Here is a 15241-nt window from a genome sequence, read left to right as displayed (position 1 = left end):
CGTGTGGAAGGGTGAAGGCGGATTTGAGCAAGCCAACAATTTGGCTTGCGCTGCCTGAACGACTCTCGCTCTGCGAGAGGCTGTCAATCCAACACACTAAAAACAAAAAACCCACCGTGAGGTGGGTTTATAAAATGGCGCGTGTGGAAGGGTGAAGGCGGATTTGAGCAAGCCAACAATTTGGCTTGCACTGCCTGAACGACTCTCGCTCTGCGAGAGGCTGGCAATCCAACACACTAAAAACAAAAAACCCACCGTGAGGTGGGTTTATAAAATGGCGCGTGTGGAAGGATTCGAACCTCCGACCGCCTGGTTCGTAGCCAGGTACTCTATCCAGCTGAGCTACACACGCATAAATTTTCGTTTCAATTTTTATTTTTAAAATGTGAAACGTTGGCATTTTTATAAGTGGCGCGTGCGGAAGGATTCGAACCTCCGACCGCCTGGTTCGTAGCCAGGTACTCTATCCAGCTGAGCTACGCACGCGCAAAACTTGTGTTGTTGCCAATCCAACCAAAATCGCAATGGCGGAGAGGGAGGGATTCGAACCCTCGATACCAGTAATAGGTATGGTTCCTTAGCAGGGAACTGGTTTCAGCCACTCACCCACCTCTCCGTAATGTGGGGCTGAAGTTTAATGATTCGCTGATGGAAGTCAAACCTTTTTTGCACACAATTGAACAGCTTGCTGGCATTTTAATCAACCTTTACAAAATTTGGTCTACTGGTGCAGATTCGCCCTAATAGAAATACGTTTTCCAGGCAAATTAAAAAAGGCTGGAGTAAATCCAGCCTTATACATTATACCGAGCGATTAATCAGAATCGGGAGTACCGGGCTGACCACTCTTTTCGGCCTGTATGCGCATGTAAATTTCTTCACGATGCACTGAGACTTCTTTGGGTGCGTTTACACCAATACGTACCTGGTTTCCTTTAACGCCTAGGACAGTAACGGTTACATCATCACCGACCATCAACGTTTCCCCTACACGACGAGTTAATATAAGCATTCGTTTGCTCCTGTTCCTTAACTTTCTACTTTTCCCTAATGGCTTACTATTACAGGCACGACCCCGCGATAGTATCAGTGCTTCCATGTTTTTGTGTCACCTCAAAAACTCACTGATCTTACATTGTAAACTGGATTATAGCTTATCCGCTAACCATGAGTGAACAGAGTCTAACGCTTTTGCCAGGTTTTCTGGCTGATCACCGCCTGCTTGAGCCATGTCGGGGCGACCACCACCCTTACCACCTACTTGACCGGCTACCACGTTAATTAATTCTCCCGCTTTAACTTTAGCAGTTAAATTTTTAGTTACACCAGCAATTAGATTAACTTTTTTATCAGTGCTCACACCAAGTACTACGATACCTTCGCCCATTCGGTTTTTAAGATCGTCAACCATCGTTCTTAATGCTTTGGCTTCGACACCTTCCAGGGCAGTAACCAAAACACTTACGCCATTTATTTTTTCGACCTTGCTTAAAATATCGGCACCTTGCTGAGAAGCCAGTTTTCCTTTAGCAGCTTGCAACGCTTTCTCTAACTCTTTGTTTTGAGCTTGGAGAGCAGACAATTTTTCGGTGACGTTGCTCACGTCTGTTTTTAATGACGACGCTAAATGCTGTATTTTCGTTTCGAGTTGTTGGACGTATTCCAGCGCTGTATGTCCTGTGATAGCTTCAATTCGGCGTACTCCTGACGCTATACCGCTTTCACTGACGATTTTAAACAGTCCGATATCACCAGTGCGCGATACGTGGGTGCCTCCGCATAGCTCTACTGAGAATGGCCCCATCGTTACGACTCGTACTTTTTCATCGTACTTCTCGCCGAACAAGGCCATGGCGCCTGAAGCTTTCGCTTCTTCCAAATCCATCAATTTTGTAGTGAGCGAATGATTTGCTCGGATTTCTTCATTAACTCGCGCTTCAATTTGAGCAAGCTGATTTGATGTAACCGACTCAAAATGAGAAAAATCAAAACGAAAACGCGCAGCTTCAACTAAAGAGCCTTTCTGCGTAACATGTTCACCTAACACTTCTCGTAAAGCTGCATGAAGTAAGTGGGTAGCACTATGATTTTTCTTTATTGATTCCCGGCTGTCTACATCTATTTTCGCCGCAGCCGTCTCACCTTTCTTTATCTCCCCTACCGCTTTGCCACGATGAGCGAACGCGTTACCCAATTTTTGCGTGGAGGTAACAATAAACTCACCGTTAGCGACTGTTAATACGCCTTGATCGCCAGTTTGTCCCCCTGCTTCAGCATAAAAGGGCGTTTTATCAAGTACTACAATACCTTCTTGCCCATCACTCATTTGCTCGCACAGTTGGTTATTTACGATTAGCTCAAGCACCGTGGCTTCGCCTTCTACTTCTTCGTAACCAGTAAAGTGAGTTTCATGCTCAACTTTTACGGAACTGTTGTAGTCGGCACCAAATTGACTAGCTTGCTGCGCTCGTTCACGCTGTTGCTGCATTGCTTTTTTAAAGCCTTCTTCATCAATTTCGACATCATGTTCGCGTGCAATGTCGTTCGTCAAATCGGTAGGAAATCCATAGGTGTCATATAGCTTGAACACCACATCACCTGGAATAGTTTTGCCATCAAGATTAGCGATGGTGTCCTGCAACATAGCCATTCCGCGAGCTAACGTTTTGCTAAATTGCTCTTCTTCGACCTTTAATACCTTTTCTATTACCGGTTGTTGATCCGCAAGTTCAGAATAAGCCTGTCCCATTTCTTCAACCAGTGCGGCCACTAATTTATAGAAAAAGATGTCTTTTGCACCCAGTTGGTAACCATGACGAACTGCGCGTCGAATAATACGGCGAAGTACATAACCTCTACCTTCATTGCCAGGCATGACACCATCACAAATCAGGAAGCTACAACTACGGATATGATCTGCAATAACACGCAACGATTTATTGGACAGGTCTTCGGCACCCACCACTTTTGCCGCTGCATTAATTAAGTTAGCAAATAAATCAATTTCGTAATTGGAATGTACGTTTTGTAAGATTGCTGAAATCCGTTCTAATCCCATGCCTGTATCGATCGAAGGTTTCGGTAACGGCTCCATAGTTCCGTCAGCCTGACGGTTGTACTGCATGAAAACTAGATTCCAGATCTCGATAAATCGATCGCCGTCTTCTTCAGGGGTTCCCGGCGGCCCCCCCCAAATATGCTCCCCGTGGTCATAAAATATTTCTGAGCAAGGCCCGCAGGGACCAGTATCGCCCATTGACCAGAAGTTATCAGAGGTACTGATACGGATAATTTTCTCTTTAGGTACACCAATATGATGCTCCCAAATACCAAAGGCTTCTTCATCTTCTGAGTATACCGTGACCAGTAATTTTTCTTTCGGTAGTTGCAATTCTTCAGTAAGGAAGTTCCATGCAAACTCAATCGCTTCTTTCTTAAAATAATCACCAAAACTGAAATTACCCAACATTTCGAAGAATGTGTGGTGACGAGCTGTGTAACCCACATTTTCAAGATCGTTGTGCTTCCCGCCAGCCCGAACGCACCGTTGAGAAGAAACTGCTCGGGTATAACTGCGTTTTTCGGCACCTAAGAAAACGTCTTTAAACTGGTTCATTCCCGCATTAGTAAATAACAATGTTGGGTCATCAGCTGGCACCAGAGACGAACTGGCTACATGTTGGTGGCCGCGTTGCGAAAAGTAATCAAAGAATTTTTGGCGAATATCTGCAGTAGAAAATGTCATTAACGTATGCGATTCCTGGTTAACCTATGGATTACCCAATACCTTTGTATTGAGTCCGAAGTATCCGCTTAGCGCTTCGGATGAACGCGCAAAGATACCACGGAAAGTGCGGTATTGTTAAGCTTCCACACTAAATTTACGCGTTTTCAATAGCGTATTGGATTTGCTCGAAAGTAAAGCCTCTATATTGCAAAAACTGCCGCTGCTTTTGCTGTTCTTTAAAAGAATCTGAGATATCTCCCTTATATTTTTTTGCGTGAACTGTTTTCGCTAGTTCAAACCAATCAATCTCAGCCTCTTTAAACGCTTCGAAGACCAACGTTTCATCAATTTTATGCTGCGACAATTCAGTCTTCACTCGGTTTGGACCGATACCTTTGTTGGCGGCATGACGCACGCGAGATTCGGCAAATCGACGGTCGGACTGAATATCAGCTTGTTTAAACTCCTCAACCACCGAATAGATAGAATCAAGTTCAAACCCTTTCGATGCTAATTTTTGCACTAACTCCGTGACACTGTGTTCTCTGCGGGCAAGTAGCCTGGTAGTGGATTCAATAAGTTTTTTTCTAATTTCATTAGTCATGGTAGGGTGACACTTACAAAACCTGGTCTAATTGAGCACCCCCATTTTATGGCATTGGATGTAAAATTTCATACTCAATTTTCAGCCTTTGACCGCACCCACTGGAACACCTTGAAGGGAACTGAATCTCCCTTTTTACGTTCCGAATTTTTAATTGCGCTGGAAGACGCAAATTGCGTGGGTGAAGGGACAGGCTGGAAGCCCTTCCATATAGGCTTCTATGAGAATTCGCAGTTGATAGCTGCAATGCCCGGCTACCTTAAAAAGCACAGCTATGGGGAATATGTATTTGATCATGCGTGGGCTAATGCTTATGTTCAACATCGGCTAAACTACTATCCCAAATGGGTTAGCGCCGTCCCCTTCACTCCGGTACCGGGAGGGCGCTTGTTGATGCGTGCTGATGTAAATAGAACCGAGGTACTAGATGCATTTAAACAGGCCCTCGATCTTCTTGCCCATAACGACATCTCATCGGCCCATATTCTTTTCCCTGATGAAAGCAATCGAATGGTGTTATCTGACACAGAACTTTTGCAAAGAGATAACGTGCAGTTTCACTGGCACAACTATGGCTACCACGTTTTTGAAGACTTTATCGAAGGGCTTACCGCTAGGAAACGTAAGTCAATACGCAAGAGCAGGCAACGTTTACTAAACCACGGCGTATCGATTTCTCGCCTGCAAGGTCAAGCTATTTGTCATGCGAATATTATCTTTTTCTATCAGTGTTATCGTGATACTTATTTGAAAAAAAGTGGACACGAGGGGTATTTAACTCTGACTTTTTTTGAGCAATTATTCGCTTCGATGCAAGAACAGATGCTTATTGTCGAAGCTGAATACGCTGGTAAAAAGGTTGCCAGTTGCCTGTTCTTTTTCGATCATTCAAATTTATATGGTCGCTATTGGGGATGCCTTGAAGATATTGAAGAGCTTCATTTCGAATGCTGTTATTTTCAGGGGATTGAATTTGCAATTGAGCATGGTTTGCAAACATTTAATCCCGGCACACAAGGTGAGCATAAAATTTTGAGAGGTTTTGAACCTACTTTTTGTTACTCATTCCATAAACTCTTTCAGCCAGAATTTAATACCGCAGTGGCCCATTTTTTAAATCGTGAATCCCCTGCAATTAAACATTATTTTGAACAAGCAAAAACCGTATTGCCTTTCAACGAACACATGTCACAAAAACTCATTTGTAATAAGTGAACTAAAAGCAGTCAGCTACACTAAACAATAAGTAAGCGTAGTATTTGCCGCGCTGAATGAGACAATTTACACTCACTGATATGGAGCGAGACTAATGAAAAATAAAATTTTAGGTTTTTTAACTGTTTTTACATTTGTATTTGGTTTGACTGCATGTAACACCATGCAGGGCGCAGGTGAAGACGTTGAAGATGCCGGCGAAGCCGTTCAAGACGCTGCTGACGGCGAATAAATTGGAGTGGCGTGATTACCTGGGATTGCCAACAGTCTAATCACCCCCGGACTTCGATGTAATTAGTCCGATAGGTATAAACTGATAACAGGTCATCGCCTGCCACGACTTGAGCATCTTCTATTCTCGGTGATGAAGATGTTCGGTAATACGTGAATAATAGACTGAAAATTATAGGCTATACTGACACGAGACAGTAAGCCTATGATTTTGTGTGCTTATTACAGTGACAAGTATAATAAAGCACCATTATTGCTTCATCAATTTCGCCTTCGTCCACAATTTAGAAGCCCAACCGCCCGCGCCCGAAAATCCTCTTCATTTCGTTATGCCCCTTTATGTAATCAAAAGAAACTGAATGGATGCGTATTAGATGCTTACTTTTTCTAAAATAAGTTTTGTCGCTTCCCCCCTAACTTCAAGCTTCATAAGCGTTTAAGAGACCAAATTTATTAGCTGCATTATTCACTTTGTGGATTAATCGTTTACTTATTAAGTCGCACTAGAAAACAAAATAGTTGTTTACCTATATCGGGGCAAAATCACATTCAGTCAAGTTGGGCTAGGCTCAACTTTATCTAGCACCTTCCTAAATTAAGTCTGAGTAAAAATACTGTCTGCGCTGTGCCCGCAGTGATCGTTCATGGCATGCGTAATGACAGATGAGCTTACTGGAAAGCAGGCGCTCGAAATTATAGAAATCACACCCAAAATTTAAAAAATTCAGCTAGCAGCTTATTAAGCGCGGACGTTAATCCGCCACCTTCTTACAGTATTGAAGTTTCCACTGATGTAGCTATCTGCAAAGGGTTTAAGGTTGTAGATACAGAGCATATTAAAATGCTTGAAGTTGAATACCCTAAGGTAATAAATGGCGAATTCACGCCCACTTCACTTTTCGTAGATTATTATAAAAATGATGAATTACTTGTTACTTGTTACTTGTTACTTTTTACTTTTTACTTTTTACGCAACATACTAAGTGATTTCTACTAGCCACCCTATTTATGTCATTTTTCACGCTGGTTTAACCGATAATGACGCTTCTATTTCTGGTGGATACCTTTGTAATAAGTGAAGTAGCAAACAATCTTATGTTGATACAGTAGAGTCTATAAGTTATTTATATAAAGAATATAAAAAAGAAAGCTCTTGCCATTGAGTAGCATCATAAAAAGCGCCTCAACTCCGACAAGGTTTTGTTGTCATGGTTTTGGTAAACAACGCAAAAAGCTATACCTACACATTGCGGGGTAGGCAGGTGTTATACACGAAAACTTTTGGAGTCACGGATGAGTTCTAGTCATATATTATTGCCCGTTCTGGCACAGGTCCTACTTACCTTGGTGATGTTTATACTGCTTGGCGGAAGGAAAGCCAGCGCAGTGAAAGCCGGCAAGGTTAATCGAAAGCAAGCGGCCCTGGATAACCGAGTGTGGCCGGAAGATGTCGTCAAAGTTTCCAACGACATTGCTAATCAGTTTGAGATTCCGTTTATTTTCTACGTTCTTTGCTTTGTTCTATTCAGTATCCACGCTGCCGGAACTGTCGCTGTGGTTCTGGCGTGATTCTTCGTCGTGAGCCGATACGCCCACGCATACGTGCATGTGACTTCAAACTATATACCACTGAGACTTCCGCTCTTCGTGACCGGCGTCTTGATCTTGTTGGCAATGCTGATTGTAGCGGTCTGGAATTCTGCCGCATGACGCAATATTGCATAACTGTCACCTGCGACCGAATTCGATCTAGCCCCTTGGCTATCCCTGGACGCCCTTATGGAGAGACTGTTTGTTACTGGTGTTATACGCCCTTACTTTTTCGAACTCAGGAGTTAATGTGAACCGAACGATGAATCAGTTTAAGTCTATTCTATTCTTGCTTACATCAATGATCGCTTTGGCGTCTTGCACTAGTTTTGATGCTACTAAATTCGAGTCAAATACGAAATCTGCAATCATTGACTTTCTTAATGAAAATATCGGGCAGGTGGTCTCAATTTCTATTGTGGTTGAAGAAGATATTTACCAATATCATTTAGGGACGTTAAGTAATGGAGATAGTCCTAATAACCAAACAATATACGAAATTGGCTCTATAACCAAAACTTATACAGGCTTAGTTGTTGCTAAAGCCATTCTAGACGGGAAAGTTGAACTTGATAAAGATATTCGCCATTACCTCAAAAATAACGAATACGAAAATTTAGAGCTCTCTAATCAATATATTACTTTACGACACCTTATTACTCATACCAGTGGGCTCCCAGAAGATTTTGCGTACAGTCCAGAAGATATTGCGCAAGGCAACTATATTGAAAAAATAGCAAAATATTCCCGAGACAATTACTTTGATGATCTTAGAAAAGTGAAACTTAACTCTATACCTGGCGAGGAATATCAATACTCAAACGCAGGTACTAATTTAGTTGCGTATATCCTGGAATCTGTTTACGAAAAGCCTTTTGAATTACTTGTATCTGAAATCATAACAACCAAGTCTGGAGAGAAGCTTACCAAGTTTAGAGGAACTACTTATGAGCCAGGTGAAATTACTCAGGGGACAGACGGATATGGTAAACAGATGCCTTTAGCCAGTGCATATTGGTATGCAGATGGAGGGCTAACGTCAAGCGTCGAATCTGTCACTCGTTATATTCAGTATCAACTCTCATTAGAACCTGAAGTGGCTATTTCTCATCAACTTCTGAATGAGAGCTGGACTGGTCATGGTACAGCATTTTATTGGAACACATATAAATATGATTCGAACGAACAAATGCTATACCAAGGCGGCGGTTCAATGGGTACGTCTTGTTGGCTTACAATTTACCCGAAGAAAAACATGGGTATCTTCATCGTTACAAACGTCGCAAGTAGAAATACCCAGGAAGAGTTAGAAGCCATTTCAAATAAAGTTATTGATTATTTAATAGCATACAAGGCAATAAAGCCAGGCTCGTAGCAGTTGCTCTGTTCAACTTAGTTTCACGTTTTAATAAACTGTTATTTTCCGCGTTAAACAGCGTTAGCTTTAGCGCTACATTACAGCTCTTTAGTGATACTTGTGCAGGGTAAATGATTAAAATGAAAAAGGCTTACTTTTGCCAGACTAATAATAAATTGTTAGCCGGCATAGGGTTAATAGCGAGTAATTTCAAGGGCTCTGCCCAAAGCGTTAACTCGCTGATATCTCGATAACCGCCATAGCCACTTTCTATCAATTGCTGATGAAACTCCCGATTACTTTGGCTACTAAACACTCCATCTTGGGTAAAAGGGCCATACTGACAAAACATGCCACCTTCAGGAAGGTGTTGGGACACCTGCTCCATCATTAGTTTTGTTTCGTGCTTTTGCATTATGTGTGCTGTATTGGCTGTAAACATTCCATCGTAAGTATGCGTTGGCCACGCAGATTCGCCAACGGTTAAAGAAAGCGGAGGCTTTAGGTTGGAAGATGGGGATTCACTTATCCATTCAAGTATGCCTGCATGATATTGCGGCTGGTCGCTGGTTTGCCAAATCAAATGGGGCAAGCGAGGCGCAAAAAACACAGCATGCTGACCTGTCCCACTGCCAATTTCCAACACCCGCCGACTATGCGCAAAGGCACTTTTCAAAATCTGTAAAATGGGAACTTTGTTGTTTTCACACGCCTGACTAAAAGGTTTATTCATTAATATTCGGTGCCAACCATTTATTTGCTGTAGTTATATCCCATTGTTTGCGCTGTGCATAGTCAGCCACCTGATCCTGCTGAATTTTTGCCACGGCGAAATAGCGTGCCTGAGGATGGCCAAAGTACCATCCAGAAACCGAGGCTCCTGGCCACATAGCGAAGCTATCTGTTAATGTCATACCTGTATGTGCTTCAACGTCAAGTAAATTCCAAATTAGTTGTTTCTCAGTATGCTCTGGACATGCAGCGTAGCCTGGTGCAGGACGTATTCCCTGATACTTCTCTCGGATTAATGCATCATTATCAAAATGTTCATCCGCAGCGTAACCCCAAATATCTTTTCGCACTCGCTCATGTAGATATTCTGCAAAGGCTTCAGCCAAACGATCTGCCACTGCTTTTACCATAATCGCGTTGTAGTCATCCCCTTCGCTACGGTATTTATCCGCAATTTGATCTTCTCCAATTCCCGCGGTTACAGCGAAGGCGCCTATGTAGTCATTTACACCAGAGGATTTAGGTGCGACAAAATCTGCCAGACAGTAATTAGGAAAATCGGTTTTTAGGGTTTGTTGTCTTAAGTGATGGGCAACGCCTATCACTTGAGTACGAGTGTTGTCTGCATAAATTTCAATATCATCACCAATATTGTTTGCTGCGAACAACCCACAAACGCCTTTGGCTTTTAACATGTCAGCATGAGCTAACATGTCCAACATTGCATTCGCATCGTCAAACAGTGATTGAGCCTGTTCGCCCACCACGTCGTCATTGAAAATACGAGGGTATTTTCCGGCCAATGACCATGTTAGAAAAAAAGGCGTCCAGTCGATGTAATTTCTTAATAAATTGATATCTGCCGTTACAGGATAAATACCTAATTGTTTTGGAGCTGTCGGTAAAAGAGATAAATTCAATTTACATGCATTGTCTCGAGCATCTTGCAATGACACAGGTTTTGAACGCGGCTTTTTCCGTGCATGCTGCACGCGTACTTTTTCGTACTCTTGATCCAATTCTTCGGCAAACTTTTCTCTGCTGTGCTTATTCAGTAGCTTTTGACACACCCCTACGGCGCGACTCGCATTTGGTACATACACCACGGGGGCATCATAATTTTGTTCAATTTTAACTGCCGTGTGCGCCTTAGATGTCGTCGCGCCACCGATCAAAAGAGGAAGGGAGAATTGCTGGCGCTGCATTTCTTTCGCCACGTGCACCATCTCGTCAAGCGATGGCGTTATTAATCCTGACAGCCCAATCATATCCACATTTTCTTCCTTGGCAGTATGCAAAATGGTTTCGCAGGGTACCATCACGCCTAAGTCGATAACTTCGAAGTTATTGCATTGCAGCACGACGCCTACGATATTTTTGCCGATATCGTGTACATCACCTTTCACTGTGGCCAGCAGAATTTTTCCATTACTTTTTGTATCGCCTGATTTTTCAGCTTCAATAAAAGGCTGTAAATGTGCCACCGCTTTTTTCATAACCCGTGCAGATTTAACTACTTGGGGTAAAAACATTTTTCCTTCACCAAACAAATCTCCCACTACGTTCATTCCATCCATGAGTGGGCCTTCAATAACGTGTAATGGCTTGTCAGCTTGTTGTCGTGCTTCTTCCGTGTCTTCAATAATGTAGTCGGTGATACCTTTCACCAGCGCGTGTTCCAGACGTTTATGAACAGTAGCTTCACGCCAGCTTAAGTCTTCTTTTTGCGCCGCCTTGCCCTCACCTTGGTATTGCGGTGCTAAGTCAAGCAAGCGTTCTGTAGCATTGGTTCTGCGATTTAAAATAACGTCCTCAACGGCTTCGCGCAGTTCAACAGGAATTTCATCATAGACTTCCAATTGACCTGCATTCACTATCGCCATGTCCATCCCTGCTCGGGTGGCATGGTATAAAAACACCGAGTGCATGGCTTCACGGACTGTGTTGTTACCCCTAAACGAGAACGATATATTGGATAATCCGCCAGATACATGCGCATGAGGACAGGTGCTGCGAATAACGCGGGTGGCTTCGATAAAATCAACGGCGTAATTGTCGTGTTCTTCTATGCCTGTAGCAACCGCAAAAATATTGGGGTCAAAGATGATATCTTCGGGTGGAAAGTGGGCCTTTTCCGTCAACAACCGATAGCTACGTTGACAAATTTCGACTTTCCGCTGTTGCGTGTCTGCTTGCCCTTTCTCGTCGAAAGCCATTACCACCGTGGCCGCACCATAGCGTTTAATCAACTTTGCTTGGGTTAAAAAGATATCTTCGCCTTCTTTCAGGCTAATGGAGTTGACAATAGACTTGCCCTGCACGCACTTTAAGCCGGCTTCTATCACTTCCCATTTGGATGAGTCTATCATTATAGGAACACGGGAGATATCTGGCTCAGATGCAATTAAATTTAAGAAAGTTTGCATTGCTTGCACCGAGTCCAACATGGCTTCATCCATATTGATATCAATTATCTGGGCGCCGTTTTCTACTTGCTGACGAGCGACGTCTAATGCAGCTTCGTAATCACCGTCCAGAATAAGGCGCTTGAATTTTGCCGATCCGGTAACGTTGGTGCGTTCACCTATATTGATGAAAGTTGAAAATTGTTGGGACACTTAACCTCCTAGTGAACAAACGGCTCAAGACCTGACAAGCGCATTTTTACAGTCTGCGTGGGAATTATTCGCGGTGATAGGGCCTCAGTCACTTTAGCCATTTCAGCGATATGTTCAGGGGTTGTACCGCAACAGCCTCCCACGATATTGACTAATCCAGACTCAGCCCATTCCTGAATATGCTCCGCCATATCTTGTGGTGACAGATCGTACTCACCAAACTCATTCGGTAAGCCAGCATTCGGGTGGGCTGATACTGGACACGTTGCTATTTGCGCGATTTCATCTACGTATTGGCGCAACAGGTCTGGACCTAAAGCACAGTTTAGGCCGAAGGAAAAAGGCTCGACATGGCGAAGAGAATAATAAAAAGCTTCCGCTGTCTGCCCCGATAATGTTCGCCCTGATGCATCAGTAATGGTACCGGAGATCATAACAGGCACGCGTAACTGCAAACGTTCGAAGACAGATTCAACAGCAAATACCGCAGCTTTTGCATTCAGCGTATCGAAAATAGTTTCAATCAAAATTAAATCTGCTCCCCCTTCTATTAAGCCTTCGCAGGATTCTTCATAAGCTTCGACGAGCTGGTCAAAGGTTACATTGCGTTTGCCAGGGTCATTTACATCAGGGGAAATAGAAGCTGTGCGGTTGGTCGGTCCCAATACACCCGCGACAAAACGTGGCTTTGCCGGATTTCGGGCGGTGATAGTTTGCGCTGCTCGTTTAGCCAGCCGAGCCGCTTCAATGTTTATCTTCTTCGATAGCGACTGCATGTCATAGTCCGCCATTGCTATCGTAGTGGCATTGAAGGTATTGGTTTCGATGATATCAGCGCCCGCTTGTAAATATTGGCAATGAATAGCGTAAATAATATCGGGCTGAGTGAGCACCAAAAGGTCGTTATTACCTTTGATATCTTTGTGCCAGTGCTTAAATTCGTCCCCCCGGTAGTGTTTTTCTTCAAACTTATGGCGCTGTATCATGGTACCCATGGCACCATCCAAAATAAGGATCCGGTTTGCCGCAGCTGTATATATAGGATGGTTCTTAATGCTGTTCACTTGGGATCCTTCTTTACTTTTTCATTTTCAGCCAATTCATTCAAATTAAAAGGTGTAGTTTGATAAACGAAATAGTTTAACCAATTGGTGAACAATAAACTTCCATGGGCCCGCCAACTCAGTCTAGGATTATTTTGCGGATTATTGTGGGGGTAGTAATTTTCCGGGATGGCAGGTGATAGACCTGCATCACAATCGCGGCAGTACTCTTCATGTAATGTTTGTTCTTCATATTCTGGATGACCGGTAACAAATACCATGCGTTTGTCTTCCGATGCGGCAATATACACTCCTGAATCCTCACCTTGAGCAAGCACCTCAAGTTCGGGAATACTTTTCCATAAGTCGATATCTATATGACCATAGCGGGAATGTGGTGCGTAAAAACGAGGGTCGAAACCTCTCAGTAATTCATTGTTGGGAGCGAGCACTTTATGTTCGAACACGCCACAGATCTTATCTTCCAATAATGTGCGGCTTATTCCATAAAAGTGATAAATAGCGGCATGTGCTGCCCAGCATAAATATAAGGTGGATTGTACATGTCTATTCGCCCAGTCAAGAATGCTGGTCATACGGTCCCAGTACTTCACCTCTTCGTATTGAAGATGAGCAAGAGGCGCACCGGTAATGATCAAACCATCATATTTTTTGCTCGCCACATCTGAGAACTGGTGATAAAACGCTTCCATATGACTTTGCGGAGTATTCTTAGATGCCACATCGTCAATGCGAATAAAATCTACATTAATTTGTAATGGCGTATTAGAAAGTAACCTGAGCAACTGTACTTCTGTTTCAATTTTGTTCGGCATCAGATTAAGTATCCCTAATTCCAACGGACGAATGTCCTGTTGGGCCGCACGACGGGTGTTCATAGCGAAAATATTTTCGGCTAATAGTACATCCTGCGCAGGCAGATACTCTGGAATTCGAATGGGCATAATCACTCTCTTCAGATACTCAATGCGAATCATTGTGGCGTATCGACAGAGACGCGTCAACATCTTTACGTCTGGACGTCTAAATCATGTTTACATAATTTTTTACTGAATAAGTAAATTTTTTGACACTCTGAGAAAGCAAGCCAGGTAAGATTCAAGTAGACCAGATTTGAACAGCGTCGGATGTGGTAAAAAGGGTTAATGCCCGTACCAGACTCGATATAAGGCAATGGATGTATTTTAATCGTATTACTAATTATTGGAATTTAGTTTAGGTCACCTTCGGTGCATGCTTATCAGTAATTCTGCCTCAGCGCGCGGAATATCACAGGATTGAATAATTTCTTCAAGGCTAGCGCCTTGTTTCACTAACTCTGTTGCCCGGTGATAAAGGCGTAAAGAAGGATCTTGTTGCTTGAGTTCACGAAGCTGGTTCTCTAAATTAGTCAGTGTTTCTTGTAGTGTGGTTTGATGCTTACCCAATACTACCTGACGCTCTCTGTCTTCGTTAATTTGATGACCGAGGGATTTGATACTGGCGTGAACGGTGGCATCAGTAGCCTGACTTACCTCTTCTAATGCATTGAGTTTTCTTTTTATTGCGGAAATTTGTCGCACGCTATAAAGACCAATACTTAAAATCATGATCAACAACAAAGCTATCGCTGCAGCAACTAAGTACTTTTCGTCCATTATATTTTTATAATTATTTAACCTTTAACCCAGTGTACGTGAAAATCTCCGTTTCTGGTAGTGACGGCAAGCGATTGAGGCGCGCCCTGTCATTGAGCGATCTTGTTCACTGACCAGCCCATATAAAATATTGAACAATAACGACAGGATTGAGAAAAATGACCGATGATAATGACAATCCCATAGCGAATATGGAAGGAATGCAGTCTGCTATCGTCAATGGGGAAGCTGAACGCCTCAAAGAACTATTGGCTAATCAAAAACTGGATGAGTTGCAAAAAGATTATTTAATTGAGCTGGCCGCATTAAATCCTAATACGGAAATTATGAAAACGCTGAAAAATGCGCCTACAAAATAACAAGCTAGTTAGAGCCTTTTGGAGATTGCAGCTTTCGCCGATGTATGGACTCCCTCCCCATGGGGGAGTAACGTAATAAGTGCCTAAACTTTTACTAAGAGTCCATA

12 protein-coding genes, 3 tRNA genes and 1 pseudogene are annotated in these 15241 nt (G+C 43.0%); 5 read left to right on the top strand and 11 right to left on the bottom strand.

Translation table 11 applies throughout. From position 1 onward, the window contains the following. Positions 1-275: 275 nt before the first annotated feature. From OPS28_RS13740 to OPS28_RS13715, 6 genes are all read right to left on the bottom strand, one after another. Positions 276-352: transfer RNA gene (locus OPS28_RS13740), tRNA-Arg, on the bottom strand. A 57-nt stretch (positions 353-409) separates the two neighbouring features. Continuing rightward, positions 410-486 (bottom strand) — tRNA-Arg (locus OPS28_RS13735). Between the two features lie 39 nt (positions 487-525). After that, positions 526-616 (bottom strand) — tRNA-Ser (locus tag OPS28_RS13730). 198 nt (positions 617-814) lie between these two features. Continuing rightward, a complete protein-coding gene (csrA, locus tag OPS28_RS13725; protein ID WP_265610039.1) occupies positions 815-1012 on the bottom strand; it encodes a carbon storage regulator CsrA in 198 nt (65 codons plus the stop codon). A gap of 135 nt (positions 1013-1147) precedes the next feature. After that, the gene (gene alaS / locus OPS28_RS13720) at positions 1148-3745 is read right to left on the bottom strand and encodes an alanine--tRNA ligase (protein WP_265610038.1); all 2598 of its coding nucleotides are present in this window, start codon (positions 3743-3745) and stop codon (positions 1148-1150) included. 136 nt (positions 3746-3881) lie between these two features. Then, positions 3882-4331 (bottom strand): regulatory protein RecX, encoded by a 450-nt coding sequence (locus OPS28_RS13715; RefSeq protein ID WP_265610037.1) that lies wholly within the window; start codon positions 4329-4331, stop codon positions 3882-3884. Between the two features lie 48 nt (positions 4332-4379). Here OPS28_RS13715 and OPS28_RS13710 point away from each other — a divergent pair, with 48 nt between their 5' ends. From OPS28_RS13710 to OPS28_RS13690, 4 genes and pseudogenes are all read left to right on the top strand, one after another. Further along, a complete protein-coding gene (locus OPS28_RS13710) occupies positions 4380-5546 on the top strand; it encodes a GNAT family N-acetyltransferase (RefSeq protein WP_265610036.1) in 1167 nt (388 codons plus the stop codon). A gap of 94 nt (positions 5547-5640) precedes the next feature. Continuing rightward, positions 5641-5778, top strand: a complete 138-nt coding sequence (locus tag OPS28_RS13705; protein WP_265610035.1) for an entericidin A/B family lipoprotein — start codon at positions 5641-5643, stop codon at positions 5776-5778. A gap of 1292 nt (positions 5779-7070) precedes the next feature. Further along, positions 7071-7487: pseudogene (locus OPS28_RS13700) on the top strand (MAPEG family protein). 130 nt (positions 7488-7617) lie between these two features. Then, complete coding sequence (locus OPS28_RS13690; protein ID WP_265610032.1) at positions 7618-8742, top strand: serine hydrolase domain-containing protein; 1125 nt, start codon at positions 7618-7620, stop codon at positions 8740-8742. A 133-nt stretch (positions 8743-8875) separates the two neighbouring features. Here OPS28_RS13690 and OPS28_RS13685 read toward each other — a convergent pair whose 3' ends face one another. The 5 genes from OPS28_RS13685 to OPS28_RS13665 all read right to left on the bottom strand — a co-directional run bounded on the left by OPS28_RS13685 (position 8876) and on the right by OPS28_RS13665 (position 14775). Then, entirely contained in the window at positions 8876-9457 is a 582-nt protein-coding gene (locus tag OPS28_RS13685; RefSeq protein ID WP_265610031.1) for a DUF938 domain-containing protein, read from the bottom strand. Next, positions 9450-12074 carry a methionine synthase gene (gene metH / locus OPS28_RS13680; protein WP_265610030.1) on the bottom strand — a complete coding sequence of 875 codons (2625 nt, stop codon included), beginning with the start codon at positions 12072-12074 and terminating at the stop codon, positions 9450-9452. Before metH ends, OPS28_RS13685 begins: the two co-directional genes overlap by 8 nt. An 8-nt stretch (positions 12075-12082) precedes the next feature. Further along, entirely contained in the window at positions 12083-13138 is a 1056-nt protein-coding gene (locus OPS28_RS13675; RefSeq protein ID WP_265610029.1) for a homocysteine S-methyltransferase family protein, read from the bottom strand. Then, entirely contained in the window at positions 13135-14082 is a 948-nt protein-coding gene (metA, locus tag OPS28_RS13670) for a homoserine O-acetyltransferase MetA (RefSeq protein ID WP_265610028.1), read from the bottom strand. The genes OPS28_RS13675 and metA overlap by 4 nt, the downstream gene beginning before the upstream one ends. A gap of 276 nt (positions 14083-14358) precedes the next feature. Then, the gene (locus tag OPS28_RS13665) at positions 14359-14775 is read right to left on the bottom strand and encodes a DUF2802 domain-containing protein (protein ID WP_265610027.1); all 417 of its coding nucleotides are present in this window, start codon (positions 14773-14775) and stop codon (positions 14359-14361) included. A gap of 158 nt (positions 14776-14933) precedes the next feature. Here OPS28_RS13665 and OPS28_RS13660 point away from each other — a divergent pair, with 158 nt between their 5' ends. Then, positions 14934-15134 carry a hypothetical protein gene (locus tag OPS28_RS13660; RefSeq protein WP_265610026.1) on the top strand — a complete coding sequence of 67 codons (201 nt, stop codon included), beginning with the start codon at positions 14934-14936 and terminating at the stop codon, positions 15132-15134. Positions 15135-15241: the final 107 nt, after the last annotated feature.

This window comes from Alteromonas sp. ASW11-130, assembly GCF_026183735.1.
Classification (GTDB): Bacteria; Pseudomonadota; Gammaproteobacteria; order Enterobacterales; family Alteromonadaceae; genus Alteromonas.
Note: the sequence above shows the minus strand (reverse complement) of the source record. Positions and strands in the feature narration are given on the sequence as shown.

Coding starts and splice junctions, on each gene's coding strand:
- OPS28_RS13710 (WP_265610036.1), top strand. CDS start 4,380: ATGGCATTGGATGTAAAATTTCATACTCAATTTTCAGCCTTTGACCGC.
- metA (WP_265610028.1), bottom strand. CDS start 14,082: ATGCCCATTCGAATTCCAGAGTATCTGCCTGCGCAGGATGTACTATTA.
- csrA (WP_265610039.1), bottom strand. CDS start 1,012: ATGCTTATATTAACTCGTCGTGTAGGGGAAACGTTGATGGTCGGTGAT.
- OPS28_RS13665 (WP_265610027.1), bottom strand. CDS start 14,775: ATGGACGAAAAGTACTTAGTTGCTGCAGCGATAGCTTTGTTGTTGATC.
- OPS28_RS13705 (WP_265610035.1), top strand. CDS start 5,641: ATGAAAAATAAAATTTTAGGTTTTTTAACTGTTTTTACATTTGTATTT.
- OPS28_RS13715 (WP_265610037.1), bottom strand. CDS start 4,331: ATGACTAATGAAATTAGAAAAAAACTTATTGAATCCACTACCAGGCTA.
- alaS (WP_265610038.1), bottom strand. CDS start 3,745: ATGACATTTTCTACTGCAGATATTCGCCAAAAATTCTTTGATTACTTT.
- OPS28_RS13685 (WP_265610031.1), bottom strand. CDS start 9,457: ATGAATAAACCTTTTAGTCAGGCGTGTGAAAACAACAAAGTTCCCATT.
- OPS28_RS13660 (WP_265610026.1), top strand. CDS start 14,934: ATGACCGATGATAATGACAATCCCATAGCGAATATGGAAGGAATGCAG.